This is a genomic window from Jejuibacter sp. L23 (assembly GCF_050815825.1).
Classification (GTDB): domain Bacteria; phylum Pseudomonadota; class Gammaproteobacteria; order Enterobacterales; family Enterobacteriaceae; genus Jejubacter; species Jejubacter calystegiae.
On the sequence record NZ_CP138199.1, the window covers coordinates 4,550,432 to 4,566,010 of the forward strand.

At 58.5% G+C, this 15,579-nt stretch carries 12 protein-coding genes; 6 read left to right on the plus strand and 6 right to left on the minus strand.

Annotation, left to right across the window (positions count from 1 at the left end):
• Window positions 1-16 precede the first annotated feature (16 nt).
• The 3 genes from hldE to SCU88_RS21665 are packed head-to-tail and all read right to left on the minus strand — an operon-like array spanning window position 17 to window position 5,668.
• Complete coding sequence (hldE, locus tag SCU88_RS21655; protein WP_175340761.1) at window positions 17-1,453, minus strand: bifunctional D-glycero-beta-D-manno-heptose-7-phosphate kinase/D-glycero-beta-D-manno-heptose 1-phosphate adenylyltransferase HldE; 1,437 nt, start codon at window positions 1,451-1,453, stop codon at window positions 17-19.
• Window positions 1,454-1,510: 57 nt separating this feature from the next.
• Window positions 1,511-4,348 (minus strand): bifunctional [glutamate--ammonia ligase]-adenylyl-L-tyrosine phosphorylase/[glutamate--ammonia-ligase] adenylyltransferase, encoded by a 2,838-nt coding sequence (gene glnE / locus SCU88_RS21660; protein ID WP_175340762.1) that lies wholly within the window; start codon window positions 4,346-4,348, stop codon window positions 1,511-1,513.
• Window positions 4,349-4,366: 18 nt separating this feature from the next.
• The gene (locus SCU88_RS21665; protein WP_175340763.1) at window positions 4,367-5,668 is read right to left on the minus strand and encodes a CYTH domain-containing protein; all 1,302 of its coding nucleotides are present in this window, start codon (window positions 5,666-5,668) and stop codon (window positions 4,367-4,369) included.
• A gap of 292 nt (window positions 5,669-5,960) precedes the next feature.
• Here SCU88_RS21665 and SCU88_RS21670 point away from each other — a divergent pair, with 292 nt between their 5' ends.
• Entirely contained in the window at window positions 5,961-6,575 is a 615-nt protein-coding gene (locus tag SCU88_RS21670) for a TIGR04211 family SH3 domain-containing protein (RefSeq protein ID WP_138093869.1), read from the plus strand.
• Between the two features lie 107 nt (window positions 6,576-6,682).
• Complete coding sequence (locus tag SCU88_RS21675; RefSeq protein ID WP_175340764.1) at window positions 6,683-7,924, plus strand: multifunctional CCA addition/repair protein; 1,242 nt, start codon at window positions 6,683-6,685, stop codon at window positions 7,922-7,924.
• 15 nt (window positions 7,925-7,939) lie between these two features.
• Here the strand turns inward: SCU88_RS21675 and bacA are convergent, their stop codons facing one another.
• Both bacA and folB read right to left on the minus strand, forming a co-directional pair.
• Window positions 7,940-8,758 carry an undecaprenyl-diphosphate phosphatase gene (gene bacA / locus SCU88_RS21680; RefSeq protein ID WP_175340765.1) on the minus strand — a complete coding sequence of 273 codons (819 nt, stop codon included), beginning with the start codon at window positions 8,756-8,758 and terminating at the stop codon, window positions 7,940-7,942.
• Between the two features lie 114 nt (window positions 8,759-8,872).
• A complete protein-coding gene (gene folB, locus SCU88_RS21685) occupies window positions 8,873-9,235 on the minus strand; it encodes a bifunctional dihydroneopterin aldolase/7,8-dihydroneopterin epimerase (protein WP_138093875.1) in 363 nt (120 codons plus the stop codon).
• Between the two features lie 222 nt (window positions 9,236-9,457).
• Between folB and plsY the strand changes: the two genes are divergently transcribed.
• Window positions 9,458-10,090, plus strand: coding sequence for a glycerol-3-phosphate 1-O-acyltransferase PlsY (gene plsY, locus SCU88_RS21690; RefSeq protein ID WP_138093877.1), 633 nt, complete (start codon window positions 9,458-9,460; stop codon window positions 10,088-10,090).
• Window positions 10,091-10,143: 53 nt separating this feature from the next.
• On the opposite strand, the gene tsaD is transcribed toward plsY, so the two are convergent.
• Window positions 10,144-11,157 (minus strand): tRNA (adenosine(37)-N6)-threonylcarbamoyltransferase complex transferase subunit TsaD, encoded by a 1,014-nt coding sequence (gene tsaD / locus SCU88_RS21695; RefSeq protein WP_138093879.1) that lies wholly within the window; start codon window positions 11,155-11,157, stop codon window positions 10,144-10,146.
• 250 nt (window positions 11,158-11,407) lie between these two features.
• On the opposite strand from tsaD, the gene rpsU reads away from it, so the two are divergent.
• The 3 genes from rpsU to rpoD all read left to right on the plus strand — a co-directional run bounded on the left by rpsU (window position 11,408) and on the right by rpoD (window position 15,469).
• Window positions 11,408-11,623 (plus strand): 30S ribosomal protein S21, encoded by a 216-nt coding sequence (gene rpsU, locus SCU88_RS21700; protein WP_005295814.1) that lies wholly within the window; start codon window positions 11,408-11,410, stop codon window positions 11,621-11,623.
• A 115-nt stretch (window positions 11,624-11,738) separates the two neighbouring features.
• Entirely contained in the window at window positions 11,739-13,484 is a 1,746-nt protein-coding gene (gene dnaG, locus SCU88_RS21705) for a DNA primase (protein WP_175340766.1), read from the plus strand.
• A gap of 152 nt (window positions 13,485-13,636) precedes the next feature.
• Window positions 13,637-15,469: an RNA polymerase sigma factor RpoD gene (gene rpoD, locus SCU88_RS21710; RefSeq protein ID WP_138093883.1), complete on the plus strand. Its 1,833-nt coding sequence runs from the start codon at window positions 13,637-13,639 to the stop codon at window positions 15,467-15,469.
• The last annotated feature ends 110 nt before the right edge of the window (window positions 15,470-15,579 follow it).

The following is a 15,579-nucleotide window of genomic DNA, read 5'->3' on the forward strand; positions in this document are numbered from 1 at the left end:
GCCTCCCGCCATTAGCTTATTCGCCTTTTGCATCCTGCTGAATCCGGCGAATGATGTTGGTTGTGGAACAGCCATCTTCGAAGTTCAGAACCTTCACTTCACCGCCGTTAGCCCACACCTCTTCACTGCCCGCAATCTCTTCCGGCTTGTAATCGCCGCCTTTCACCAGCAGATCCGGCAGGATCTCCGCGATCAGGCGCTGCGGGGTATCCTCTTCAAAAGGCACCACCCAGTCTACCGCCTCCAGCGCGGCCAGAACGTCCATTCGCTGATCCTGCGGGTTCACCGGGCGGCTGTCGCCTTTCAGACGACGGGTGGAGGCATCGCTGTTCACCGCCACAATCAGCCGATCCCCCAGCTTACGGGCATTGGCCAGATAGGAAACATGGCCGGCGTGCAGAATGTCGAACACGCCGTTGGTCATCACCACCTTCTCGCCGCGCTTGCGGGCATCGGCAACCGCCTGTTTCAGCCCCGCTTCGCTCATGACGCCGAATCCGGTTTCCGAACGACCACGCACCGCGTTTTCCAGTTCGACCGGTGATACGGTGGAGGTGCCCAGCTTGCCGACCACGACGCCCGCCGCCGCATTGGCGAAGAAGCAGGCCTCTTCCAGCGAGTTCCCTGCCGCAAGTGTCGCCGCCAGCACGCCGATAACCGTATCTCCGGCGCCGGTCACGTCATACACTTCCTGCGCCTGGGTTGGCAGATGCAGCGGCGCCTTACCAGGCTGCAGCAGCGTCATGCCCTGCTCGGAGCGAGTCACCAGCAGCGCTGAGAGCTCAAAATCGCTGATAAGCTTCATGCCCCGTTCGACGATCTCCTCCACGCTGCGGCACTTACCTGTCACCGCTTCAAATTCAGAAAGATTCGGCGTCAGTAGCGTCGCCCCGCGATAACGTTCAAAATCAGCCCCTTTCGGGTCGATCAGCACCGGAACCCCTGCCTTACGCGCCAGCTGAATCATCTGCTGGACGCTGCACAGCGCCCCTTTGGCGTAGTCGGACAGCACCAGCGCGCCAATCTGCGGCAGCGCCTGATTGATGCGTTCATGCATCGGCTCGGCGTCCACCCCTTCGAATCCCTCTTCAAAATCCAGACGGATCAGTTGCTGGTTGCGCGACAGCACCCGCAGTTTGGTAATGGTGGGATGGGTCGGAACCGAGACGAAATCACACTTCACATTAACATCGGCCAGCGCTTTGCTCAGAGCGCGGGCCGCGTCGTCGATCCCCGTCAGACCCACCAGCCGCGAAGAAGCGCCAAGCGAGGCAATGTTCATCGCCACGTTGGCCGCGCCGCCGGGGCGCTCTTCAATTGTATTCACCTTCACCACCGGGACCGGGGCCTCCGGGGAGATACGGCTGGTGGGGCCATACCAGTAGCGATCCAGCATGACATCCCCAACCACCATGACGCCTGCGCGTGTGAATTCGGGCAGCGTTACTTTCATTTCTGACTCTCCAGCGAGAAACTTCGAATCTGGCGCGATAATAGCATAATTACAGAATCAGGCACCCAACCACCTCTGCCAGCAGGCAGCAACCTGCGCCCGTTCGCGTTCGAAAAGCGCAGGCTCCACGTGGCCGGGCAGCTCCTGCAACGCCAGGTGATGCAGCTCGTCGCGCAGATGCGTATATGCATTGGTCAGCGCCTGCGCCTCTTCCTGCTCCATGACCCCGCTTCTGGCCAGCAGCTCCAGAATTCGTACGTTGTCGGACCAGCGCGTTAACAGCGGCTGGGTATGAGCATGGGCCAGTACCAGGTACTGAGTGATAAATTCGATATCGGTGATACCGCCTTCATCGGCTTTGATATCGAAGCGGCCCCGATGCTTATTGCCCAGATGAGCGCGCATTTTTTCCCGCATATTGCGAACTTCTTCACGCAGGGCGGCGGGATCGCGCGGCTTTTCCAGCACCTGACGGCGGATCGCGTCGAAGCCGCCAGCCAGGGTAGCGTCGCTCCAGACCGTTCTGGCGCGCACCAGCGCCTGATGTTCCCAGGCCCAGGCCTCGTTCTGCTGGTAGTCGCTAAAAGCGTCCAGGGGAGTGACCAGCATGCCCGCCGATCCGGAAGGTCGCAGCCTGGCGTCCACCTCATACAGCACACCGGATGAGGTACGGGTGCTGAACAGATGCATCACGCGCTGAGCCAGTCGCAGGTAGAACTGACGCCCGTCGATCTCCCGCTCGCCATCGGTCATCACCGTTGCCGGGCAGTCGTGCAGAAACACCAGGTCGAGATCGGAGCCGTAGCCCAGCTCCCAGCCGCCCAGCTTGCCATACCCCACCACCGCGAAGCCACGCCCATCGCGATCGCGCAGGTGGGTGGGCTGACCATAGCGTGCCACCATCTGATTCCAGGCCATACGCACCACTGCATCGATCATCGCCTCGGCCAGCCAGGTTAGATGATCGCTAACCTTCATGACCGGCAGCGTGCCGGCGATATCGGCGGCAGCCACCCGCAGTAGCTGAGCCTGCTTAAACTGGCGCAGCGCTTCGAGCTGCTGCTCTTCATCCTCTTCCGGTACCCGCAGCAGATACTGACGCAGCTCGTCGCGATAGGCGTCGGTGGCGGTGGGTTGATAGAGGGTGTTGGGATCCAGCAGTTCGTCGAGCAACAGCGGGTAGCGCCCCAGCTTGTTGGCCACCATCGGCGATGCGGCGCACAGCCGAATCAGATGCTTCAGGGCGCCGGGAAACTCGGTCAGCAGCTCCAGATAGGTGGTACGCGAAACGATGCCGCTCAATAGCGGCGTGATGCGCGCCAGGGTCGGCGCCGCATCATCGCGTACGCAGATCTCGCTTAACAGGCGCGGCATCAGCTGATCCAGCACCTGACGCCCCCGTGGGCCGATGGTACGCTTATCCGTTTCGCGCCGGAAACCTGCCAGTTGCTCAAGCAACTGATGACGCGCCTCTTCGCTCAGATGCGCCAGCTCCGGCATGCCGTCATCGGCGTCCAGCGCATCCAACCACAGCTCACGCCAGCACTCGGCCACCGTATCTTCTTCGCCATTAGGTTCATCATCGCCAATCAGCGCATCGAAAATACGGCGCACCGCAGCCATATGCTGTTCCAGCCGGGCGTGCAGGGTCTGCCAGTCATCCATGCCCATCCCCCAGGCCAGACGGGCGCGATTCAGCGCATCCTGCGGCAGGGTCTGGGTCTGCTCGTCGTTAATACTCTGTAACAGGTTTTCAAGACGCCGCAGGAACAGGTAGGCTTCGCGCAGCGCTTCAACATCCTTCGGTGGCAACAGATTCAGGCTGCCAATGGCCGTCAGGGTGGGCAGCAGGGATCGCTGTTGCAACTGCGGCTCCCGACCGCCGCGAATCAACTGGAAAACCTGGGCGATAAACTCAATCTCGCGGATGCCGCCCGCCCCCAGTTTGATGTTATCGGTCAGGCCACGGCGCCGCACTTCACGAGCGATCATCCCCTTCATGCTGCGCAGGGACTGGATCACGCTAAAGTCGATATATCGCCGGAATACGAAGGGCCGCAGCATGGCACGCAGCTCCTGGCTGGCGGAATCGTCACGATCGCCCATCACCCGGGCCTTCACCATGGCATAGCGCTCCCAGTCGCGCCCCTGCTCCTGGTAGTAATCCTCCAGCGCCGCGAAGCTTAGTACCAGCGGGCCACTGTCGCCAAAGGGGCGCAGCCGCATATCCACCCGGTAGACAAAGCCATCCGCCGTAGGTTGATCCAACGCTTTAATCAAACGCTGCCCCATACGGGTAAAAAACTGGGCGTTATCCAGCTCCCGCCGACCGCCCTGGGTCACGCCGCCTTCCGGCCAGGCAAAGATCAGATCGATATCCGACGAGAAGTTAAGCTCGCCGCCCCCCAGTTTCCCCATGCCCAGCACCAGCAGCGGCTGAGGCTCGCCACTGGCGTTGCAGGGCGTTCCCCACTCCCGGCAGCAGGCGGCGTACAGCCACTCGCGGGCGCTGACAATCAGGCATTCCGCCAGTTCGCTCAACTGGGTCAGGGTTTGCTCAGTGCTGGCGTGATGCAGAATCTGGCTCCAGGCGATGCGGGTCAGTATCCGGCGCCGAAAACGGCGCAGCTCGCGCATCAGCCCGGCTTCGTCTTCCACACCCGCAAGCCCGGCGGCCAGCCAGTCGCCATATTCCCGCCACTCATCGGGCCGGGGCGGCGACTGCTGTAGCTCAGCCAGTAGCGGCGGTTCCGCCATCAGGCTGTTAAACAGAAAGTCACTAAAAATCAGCGCTCCCCGGGTCTCTTCGTTAAGAGATTCGGGATCGATATCCTGAGGGAAAAGCGCCGTCAGAGTCTGCCAGTGTTGCTGCAAAATGGGGGAAAGCGGCGTCATAACGTGGTCCTTGTCCGGTTAGTGTTGCCCGCTATGGTTCCAGAACGGCGCCTGAGCCAGCGCCTGTCTGCGTGTGTGTTCAATATCGCCCACCCGACCGTGGGAGATGGCATCCGCCAGCGCCTGCCAGCTCCCCACCCACGGCTGCCAGCGAACTTCTTTATAGCCGCCAGCCAATATTCGAGCCATATCCAGGCAGCGCTCCAGGCGAAGTAATTGCTCACCAGCCTGTTCGTTTCCGCTACGGGAAAAAGCCGTTTTCAGCTCCGCCGCCAGCCGGGAGAAGTGGGTATCCGCAAAGCGCTTGAAGGAGCCGTCCAGCTTATTGCGCATTTTGGTATCCAGCCAGGGGCGCCAGCCGCGGGTCGCCAGCCACTCGGTTAGCGCCAGCTGGGCGCTGCTGCTCTTCAGACTCCAGGGCAGAGATGTATCCAGCGGCCGTGCCGCCAGCGCTTCTTCCAGCTGACTTAACTTGTCACGTAAGTGGGTACTTGCTTTTCTTGGGATCGCGCCGCCAAACAGCGCCAGGGTATGACGCACCAGCGCAACGCTATGTAACACCTGACGCGCCGCGCCGTCGTGACCCCGAGCCCACAGCTCTTCGTGATACTGCCAGTGGCAAAGCGCCAGCGTCAGCGCTGCTTCCAGCCCCTGCTCAAGGCTGGCCTTCGGTAGCCATGCCATCCCCGGCAGTTCGCGCACCTCGCGCAGGGCATTCCCGCGCGCCAGGTGGTAACCCCGGGCCGCTTTGCTCAGGCTTCCCTGACGTAAACCCTCACGCAATAGCTTTTCACGGGCCAGGCTCAGTACGTCCTCCACTCGCCCCTCCAGCAGTTCCATTTCCAGCTCGCACAGCGGTTCCTGATGCTCGCCAGCGACGATATCGCCCTGATCGAGTGCAACCTCAATGCGGCTTTCCCCGTAAGTGACCACCCACTTTTCACGCTGAAAATCGGTGCGGAATAACGGCTCCAGCATTTCTGACAGCGCTTCAACATTCAGCCCCTGGGGCCACATCTCCGTCGGGAAGCGTGCCAGTTCCAGTTCGGGGCTTTCCAGCGCCACATTATACTCCGGGCGCTGATGCAGGCCGCCAATGGTCTGCCCCGCCGTCTTCATGGTCATCTCATAACGCCCATTGTCGCCGCGCACCCGCAGTCCCATATCGTGGCGACGCAGCTGTAAATCCGGGGTTTCATAATAGATATTCAATAGATTACGAGCGCTGGCGTGTTCACCTTCCAGCGTATCCAGCGCCGTGCGCAGCGGCGCCAGTGCATCCTGATGAACGATAAATTTTAATTCGATTTCCTGGGACATAATCTGTTCCGTCACCCTGCTGTTAGTCGCTGGCAAAATACCTGCGAACTTGTGATTCAATTACTTGTCTTTTAGAAAGGCTGCATTCCGTCATTATACATGGCAGGATACAGCCTGACATTTTGCGCCAAATTGCCGCGTTATGCGCGATTTGACGGGCGTAAAACCTGAGGCGGTGACAGCGGTCGCGGGGCAAACACACCAGGATAATTCTCATTCAGGTTTGTCACCCGCCTCGTCAGACTGATGTCACCATAACTTTTTCACGTTCTATGACAATAACGACGATCTAATGCAGAAATTACGCCTGATTAGCCTGATTTTGCTCTCTTTGAGCGCAGCCACAGCGGCCCATGCGGAGGAAAAACGCTTCGTCTCTGACGAGCTGACAACCTGGATCCGCAGCGGCCCCGGAGACAACTACCGTCTGGTGGGCACTGTTAATGCCGGCGATGAGGTTGCGCTGCTTCAGACCAACGGCAAATATGCTCAGATCCGCGAAGCTGACGGGCGTACCGCCTGGATCCCGGTGGACCAGCTCAAGAGCGAACCCAGTCTGCGTACCCGGGTTCCGGACCTGGAAAACCAGGTGAAGACGCTGACCGACAAGCTTAACAATATCGACACGACCTGGAACCAGCGTACCGCCGATATGCAGCAAAAAGTCGCGAAAAGCGACGGCATTATCAACGGCCTGAAAGATGAGAATCAACAGTTGAAAAATCAGCTGGTTGTCGCCCAGAAGAAGGTCAATGCCGCAAATATTCAGCTGGATGATAAGCAGCGCACCATCATTATGCAGTGGTTTATGTACGGCGGCGGCGTCGCCGGCGTCGGTCTGCTGTTGGGTCTGCTGCTCCCGCATATGATCCCCAGCCGTAAACGCAAAGACCGCTGGATGAACTAATCCTTACCAAACGGGCGCCCTACGGCGCCCGTTGCTCAGCTTTCCTTAGCCTTCTCCTCTACACTTACGTATCATCGGCTGAACAACAGCGGTAAGGAGAATGGCAGGTGAAGATTTATCTGGTCGGTGGCGCGGTACGTGATGGGTTGTTAGGTCTGCCGGTCAAAGACAGAGACTGGGTGGTGACCGGCGCTACGCCGCAGCAGATGCTGGACGCCAGCTACCAGCAGGTCGGTCGCGATTTTCCCGTCTTTCTTCATCCGGATACCCACGAGGAGTATGCCCTTGCGCGTACCGAGCGCAAAGCCGGGCATGGCTATACCGGTTTTATCTGCCACGCTGCGCCAGACGTCACCCTGGAGCAGGATCTTAAGCGCCGCGATCTGACCATTAACGCTATCGCTATGGACCAGTACGGTGAGATTATCGATCCCTGGGGGGGGCGTGAGGATATCGAACGCCGCGTGCTGCGCCATGTCTCCCCCGCTTTTAATGAAGATCCGCTACGGGTGCTGCGGGTCGCGCGCTTCGCTGCCCGATATGCCCATCTGAATTTCCGCATTGCCGACGAAACCCTGGCGCTGATGCGCTCGATGACCGATAACGGCGAACTGGCACATCTGACGCCGGAACGAGTGTGGAAAGAGACCGAAGGCGCCCTGACCAGCCGTAATCCTCAGGTCTATTTCCAGGTGCTGCGTGACTGCGGCGCGCTGGCGGTGCTGTTTCCAGAAGTGGATGCCCTGTTTGGCGTACCGGCGCCGGAAAAGTGGCACCCGGAGATCGATACCGGCGTTCATACCCTCATGACGCTGTCCATCGCCGCCCAGCTCAGTCCAGAAGTGGATGTACGCTTCGCCGCCCTGACCCACGATTTAGGTAAAGGGTTAACCCCAAAGCACCTATGGCCGCGCCACCACGGACACGGTCCGGCGGGCGTTAAGCTGGTCGAACAACTGTGCCTGCGTCTGCGGGTACCGAATGAGATTCGCGACCTGGCAAAGCTGGTAGCCCGCTATCACGATCTGATCCACACGCTGCCGATACTGCGACCCGAAACTCTGGTGAAGCTGTTTGACGATATCGATGCCTGGCGTAAACCCCAGCGCGTGGAGCAGGTCGCTCTGACCAGCGAAGCAGACGCTCGCGGGCGTACCGGATTTGAGTCCAGCGACTATCCGCAAGGGCGGCTACTGCGTGACGCCTGGCAGGTCGCTCAGGCGGTACCGACCAAAGCGGTGGTCGAGGCGGGATTTAAAGGGGCGGAGATTCGCGATGAACTAACGCGCCGCCGCATTCAGGCGGTCACGCAGTGGAAGGCGCAGGCCTGCCCTCAGCCCGCAGGCTGAGGGCAAAGCACGATCTTACATAAAGACTGCCCAGACCGCCGCCGCAACGATAAAGCGGTAGATGGCAAATGGGATAAACGAAATGCGCTTAATCAGTTGCAGGAAGGTCTTAATGGCGATCAGCGCCACGATAAAGGCGGTAACGAATCCCACCGCAAACATCGGCAGATCGCTCATGCTCAGGAATCCCCAGCTCTTGTAGAGATCCAGCACCGTCGCCCCCATCATCATCGGCACAGCCAGGATGAAAGAGAACTCAGAGGCGGCGTAGCGGCTCACGCCCATCAGCATACCGCCAGAGATAGTGGCGCCGGAGCGCGAAAAGCCGGGCCACAGCGCCAGGCACTGGAAGCAGCCGATGATAAAGGCCTGGCGATACGTCATATCGTCGATACCCACGGCGCGCGGCTGCTTTGGCTTCAGGCATTCGGCAGCAATCAGCAACAGCCCCCCCACCACCAGGGCATACATCACATTCACCGGATTAAACAGCGATTTGATGGTGTCGTGGAACACCAGCCCCAGTACCACGGCCGGGATCATCCCCAGCAGAATATGGATGAGCGTCAGCCGCCCGCTGCCTTCGCCTTCGTGGGGCGGCTTACCGAAGTGAATGCCGATAAGTCCGAACAGGCGGCGCCAGAACATCACCACCACGGCCAGGATCGATCCCAGTTGAATAACCACCTCGAAGGTTTCCGCCTTGTCGCCCTCAAAACCCAGCAGGTGGCCCACAATAATCATATGCCCGGTGCTGGAGACCGGCAGAAACTCAGTCAGCCCCTCCACCACCCCCAGAATGGCGGCAATCACCAGCGAATGAACATCGCCCATCAGCATTAACCCTCTAAATGATAAACAATAAAATAGCCGCAACCCGCAGCTCAAAAAAGGTGCACGCAGTATGACCTGTCATACCGCGTTTGGTTTACCCGAATAACCCTAAAATTAGCCTTTCAGATTTGTGCCACGCTCGATAACCACCCCGACGCTGGCGGCTCTGGCCACGGCGCCAGGCTTGCTGACTTTAATGCGCACCCAGGGCGAGTTAAAGCGGCTCAGCAGTAATTGAGCCACCTCTTCCGCCACCCGTTCGACCAGCGCAAAACGCCCCCCTTCAACGTGGGCGACTATCGCATCGCTGACGTCTGCATAGCTCAGGCAGTCATTCACATCATCACTTGCCGCCGCCTTTCGGTTATCCCAGCCCATTTCGATATCGAAAATCAGCTTCTGCTCAATGGTCTGTTCCCAGTCGTAAACGCCAATGGTGGTAATTACCGAAAGTTGCTCTATAAATACAATATCCATCACGACCTGCCCGTTACGTTGTTCGCACCATAAATAATTTATGTTACAGAGAAGCGACAAGCGCCACCCCTTTTATCCCGCTCCGCGGCTGGTTTCAGGCCGGTCCGGTGCCATCAGAAGCCCGGCGCAGGGAGCATCATCGGGGATACCACTTGCAGCGAAATATGCGTATTATCCACAGATGCAGAAAATAAAACGACATTTTCACAACGGAACAGCGTTATGAGTGCAATCGCGCTTGGGATGATCATCCTCGCGTATCTTTGCGGCTCAATTTCCAGCGCCATTCTGGTCTGCCGACTTGCCGGCCTGCCGGATCCCCGCCAGAGCGGCTCCCATAATCCGGGAGCCACTAATGTGCTACGCACCGGCGGCAAGGGCGCTGCCGCAGTGGTACTGGTTTTCGATATTCTGAAAGGTATGCTGCCGGTGTGGGCCGCCTGGGGACTGGGCGTTCCCCCTTTCTGGTTGGGCATTGTGGCGATTGCCGCCTGTCTGGGCCATATCTGGCCGGTCTTCTTCGGTTTTCGCGGCGGTAAAGGCGTTGCTACCGCCCTTGGCGCCATCGCCCCCATCGGCTGGGATCTGACCGGCGTCATGACCGGTACCTGGCTGCTGACGGTGCTGCTGAGCGGCTACTCTTCGCTGGGCGCTATCGTCAGCGCGCTGATCGCTCCCTTCTATGTCTGGTGGTTCAAACCGCAGTTCACCTTCCCGGTGGCGATGCTTTCCTGCCTGATCCTGATGCGTCATCACGACAATATTCAGCGCTTGTGGCGGGGGCAGGAGACAAAGATCTGGAAGAAGCTGAAGAAAGGGAAGAAAGAAAAGGACGAGGAACAGCAGCCGAAGTAACCGTCTGTTCCTCACCCCGCCCCTCTCCCTGAGGGAGAAGGAGAGGCATGAAGTCAGGCGGCGGGTAATTCCGCCAGCGGCCAGCGCGGCCGTACGCTCACGCTCAGATCCGCCACGCAATCCGCCTTTAGACGCACCATGCCAGCATAGGCGATCATCGCCCCGTTATCGGTACAGAATTCAGGGCGCGCGTAGAAGACTTCGCCATTGCGTTTGGTCATCATCTCCGCCAGCTTTGCCCGCAGGGTACGGTTGGCGCTCACGCCGCCCGCCATCACCAGGCGCTTAAAACCGGTCTGATCCAGCGCCCGACGGCATTTAATCATCAGGGTATCCACCACCGCATCCTCGAAGGCGCGAGCGATATCGGCGCGAGCCTGCTCGTCACCGGCGTGGTCACGAATGGTATTGGCCGCAAAGGTCTTTAAACCCGAGAAGCTAAAATCCAGCCCCGGGCGATCGGTCATTGGCCGCGGGAAGGTAAAACGTCCCGGAGTGCCCTGAAGCGCCAGCTTAGAGAGCATCGGCCCGCCGGGGTAGTCGAGCCCCAGCAGCTTGGCGGTCTTATCGAAGGCTTCACCTGCCGCATCGTCAATAGATTCGCCCAGCAGCTGATACTGACCGATGCCGGTCACGCTAATCAGCTGGGTATGACCGCCGGAAACCAGCAGCGCCACAAAGGGGAACTCCGGCGGCGTCTCTTCCAGCATCGGCGCCAGCAGATGCCCTTCCATATGGTGAACCGCAATAGCCGGAACCTGCCAGGCGAAGGCCAGCGAACGGCCAACGGTAGCGCCAACCAGCAGCGCCCCAACCAGTCCGGGCCCGGCGGTATAGGCCACGGCGTCGATATCTTTTGCCGTTAACCCCGCCTCGCTCAGCGCCGCCTGAATAAGGGGCACCGTCTTGCGCACGTGGTCGCGGGAGGCCAGCTCCGGCACCACGCCGCCGTAGTCGGCGTGCAATTTTACCTGACTATACAGCTGGTTGGCTAACAGCCCCTGGCTGTCGTCGTAAATGGCGATGCCGGTCTCATCGCAGGATGTCTCTATACCCAGTACACGCATGGTCTTTACTTTTACCTCTGTTGATAGCGCGCAGTGTATGCCCCAGGGCGCCCGAAGTAAAACTTTGCTCAACTTCTGTCCGCCTATGGTGTATACTCTTGCCCCTTGCGAGTAATGCCTGTAAAAGGCAGCATTCTGCCGTTGGCGGTGCTTTACAAAGCAGCAGCGGTTGCAGTAAAATTCCGCACCATTTTGAAACAAGCTGGCGAGCTGCCAGCGGCAAACCGAATTAATCAAAGGTGAGAGGCACATGCCGGTAATTAAAGTACGTGAAAACGAGCCGTTCGACGTAGCACTGCGTCGCTTCAAACGTTCCTGCGAAAAAGCGGGCATCCTGGCGGAAGTTCGTCGTCGTGAGTTCTACGAGAAACCGACCACCGAACGTAAGCGCGCTAAAGCTTCTGCAGTGAAACGTCACGCGAAGAAACTGGCTCGCGAAAACGCACGCCGCACTCGTCTGTACTAATTAGTCTTTGAGGGTGCGCTACCCTCATAATCAGACAGAGTTATTGTTGTAAGGCCGTGCTTCCGAAAGGAATGCGCGGCTTATTCTCGTTTATGAGCTGACAAACCGGGGGCCTATGGCTGGACGAATCCCACGCGTCTTTATCAATGACTTGCTGGCTCGTACCGACATCGTCGACCTCATCGACGCGCGGGTAAAGCTGAAGAAGCAGGGCAAGAACTATCACGCGTGCTGTCCATTCCATAACGAGAAAACCCCGTCATTCACCGTAAACGGCGATAAACAGTTTTACCACTGCTTCGGCTGCGGGGCGCATGGTAACGCCATCGACTTCCTGATGAACTACGACAAACTGGAGTTCGTCGAATCTGTGGAAGAGCTGGCCTCCATGCACAACCTGGAGATCCCCTATGAAGCGGGGAACGGGCCGAGTCAGATTGAACGCCATCAGCGCCAGAGCCTGTACCAGTTGCTCGATGGCCTGAACGGCTTCTACCAGCAGGCGCTAACGCAGCCTGGCGCTGATAAAGCGCGAGTCTATCTGCAGCGCCGCGGCTTGAGTCAGCAGGTTATCGATCGCTTTGCTATCGGCTATGCGCCGGAAGGCTGGGATAACGTGCTGAAACGCTTTGGAAAAGACAGCGAAAATCGCAAGTCTTTGACCGACGCCGGTATGCTGGTAACGAACGATCGCGGTCGCAGCTATGACCGCTTCCGTGAACGGGTGATGTTCCCGATTCGCGACAAACGGGGCCGGGTTATCGGCTTTGGCGGCCGCGTATTAGGCGACGGTCAGCCAAAATATCTGAACTCCCCCGAAACCGAGATCTTCCATAAGGGCCGCCAGCTGTATGGCCTTTATGAAGCCAGGCAGGATACGTCGGATCCGGCGCGCCTGCTGGTGGTGGAAGGCTATATGGACGTGGTAGCCCTGGCGCAATACGACATTAACTATGCCGTTGCTTCTCTGGGCACCTCCACGACCGCCGACCACATTCAACTGCTGTTTCGCGTGACGAACACGGTTATCTGCTGCTATGACGGCGACCGCGCCGGGCGGGACGCGGCATGGCGCGCGCTGGAAACAGCGCTACCCTATATGACGGATGGTCGTCAGCTGCGTTTTATGTTCCTTCCGGATGGCGAAGACCCCGATACTCTGGTGCGTAAAGAGGGTAAAACCGCATTCGAAGCGCGGATGGATGAGGCAATGCCCCTCTCCGTCTTCCTGTTTAACACTCTGATGCCTCAGGTGGATCTGAGTACCCCCGACGGACGCGCGCGGCTAAGTACCCTTGCGCTGCCGCTGATCGGCCAGGTACCAGGTGAAACCCTGCGTATTTATCTGCGCCAGGAGCTGGGCAATAAGCTCGGTATCCTGGACGATGCCCAGTTGGAAAAGCTGTTACCAAAACAGGCGGATCAAGGAAGCGTGCGTCCGGCGCCCCAGCTAAAACGCACAACCATGCGTATACTGATAGGGTTACTGATACAAAATCCCGATCTGGCGCCGCTGGTGCCGTCGCTTGAAGGTCTGGACCGCAGCAAAATCCCCGGCCTTGGGCTGTTCAGCGAACTGGTGGGACAGTGTCTGGCTCAGCCAGGTCTGACGACAGGGCAGCTTCTGGAGCATTATCGCGACACAAAAGAGGCCGCTACCCTTGAAAAACTCGCAACCTGGGACGATATAGCAGATAAGGACATTGCGGAAAAAACGTTCACTGACGCGCTGGATCACATGTTTGATTCGGTGCTTGAACTACGACTGACAGAATTGATCGCCCGTGCACGCACCCAGGGGTTAACCCCGGCGGAGCGGGAAGAAGTCCGCGTGATTACTGAAGCACGCGCCAGGAAGTAATTTTGAGCGGCTTAAATGCCGAAATGTCATCGGGTGAGCCCGAAAGCCGCGCAGACGGGCAGCGGCAAGAGAAACAAATCAGCCCGCATACGTTATTGTTGGCGGTTTCGCCGACCGACACCAACCCTAATATACAGTGTGGATACCGTCTTATGGAGCAAAACCCGCAGTCACAGCTGAAACTTCTTGTCACCCGTGGTAAGGAGCAAGGCTATCTGACCTATGCCGAGGTCAATGACCATCTGCCGGAAGATATCATCGACTCCGATCAGATCGAAGACATCATCCAAATGATCAACGACATGGGCATCCAGGTGATGGAAGAAGCACCGGATGCCGATGATCTGATGCTGGCTGAGAACTCCGCGGATGAAGATGCCGCCGAAGCTGCTGCTCAGGTGCTCTCCAGCGTAGAATCGGAAATCGGGCGTACCACCGACCCGGTGCGCATGTATATGCGCGAAATGGGTACCGTTGAGCTGCTCACCCGTGAAGGTGAAATCGATATCGCCAAGCGTATCGAAGACGGTATCAATCAGGTGCAGTGTTCCGTTGCCGAATACCCGGAAGCCATCACCTACCTGATGGAGCAGTACGATCGCGTAGAGGCGGGCGAAAGCCGCCTTTCCGACCTGATCACCGGTTTTGTCGATCCTAATGCTGAAGAAGATCTCGCCCCTACCGCCACTCACGTTGGATCCGAACTCTCGCAGGAAGAGATGGACGACGATGACGACGACGATGACGATGACGACAGCAGCGACGACGACAACAGCATCGACCCGGAAGTCGCCCGCGAGAAATTCGCCGCGCTGCGTACCCAGTATGAAGTGGCCCGTGGCGTCATCAAGAGTAAGGGTCGCAGCCACGCCGACGCGCAGGCAGAGATTCATAAACTCTCTGAAGTTTTCAAAGAGTTCCGCCTGGTACCGAAGCAGTTCGACTATCTGGTCAACAGCATGCGCGTCATGATGGACCGCGTCCGTACCCAGGAACGCATCATCATGAAGCTGTGCGTTGAACAGTGCAAAATGCCGAAGAAAAACTTCATCACGCTGTTTACCGGCAACGAAACCAGCGATACCTGGTTCAATGCCGCCATCGCGATGAATAAGCCGTGGTCCGAAAAGCTGCACAACGTGGCGGACGACGTGCATCGCGGCCTGCAGAAACTGCAGCAGATTGAAGAAGAGACCGGCCTGACTATCGAGCAGGTGAAGGACATCAACCGCCGTATGTCCATTGGCGAAGCCAAAGCGCGCCGCGCCAAGAAAGAGATGGTGGAAGCGAACCTGCGTCTGGTTATCTCCATCGCCAAGAAGTACACCAACCGCGGTCTGCAGTTCCTGGATCTGATTCAGGAAGGCAACATCGGCCTGATGAAGGCGGTGGACAAGTTCGAATACCGCCGTGGCTACAAGTTTTCAACTTACGCCACCTGGTGGATTCGCCAGGCCATCACCCGCTCTATCGCGGACCAGGCGCGTACCATCCGTATTCCGGTGCATATGATTGAGACCATCAACAAACTCAACCGTATTTCGCGCCAGATGCTGCAGGAGATGGGCCGTGAGCCAACGCCGGAAGAGCTGGCCGAGCGGATGCTGATGCCGGAAGATAAGATCCGTAAGGTACTGAAGATCGCCAAAGAGCCGATCTCCATGGAAACGCCGATCGGTGACGATGAAGATTCGCATCTGGGCGACTTTATCGAGGATACCACCCTCGAACTGCCGCTGGATTCCGCCACCACCGAAAGCCTGCGCGCCGCCACTCACGACGTGCTGGCCGGCCTGACCGCCCGTGAAGCTAAAGTGCTGCGTATGCGTTTCGGTATCGATATGAATACCGACCACACCCTGGAAGAGGTCGGTAAACAGTTCGACGTTACCCGTGAACGTATTCGTCAGATCGAAGCCAAGGCCCTGCGTAAGCTGCGTCACCCGAGCCGTTCGGAAGTGCTGCGTAGCTTCCTGGACGACTAACTGGCAGTGCATAAAATGCTAAAGGCTCCCTTCGGGGAGCTTTTTTTTACCCTCTCCCTGTGGGAGAGGGCCAGGGTGAGGGCATCAAACCGCAGGTACTCAACAGAATC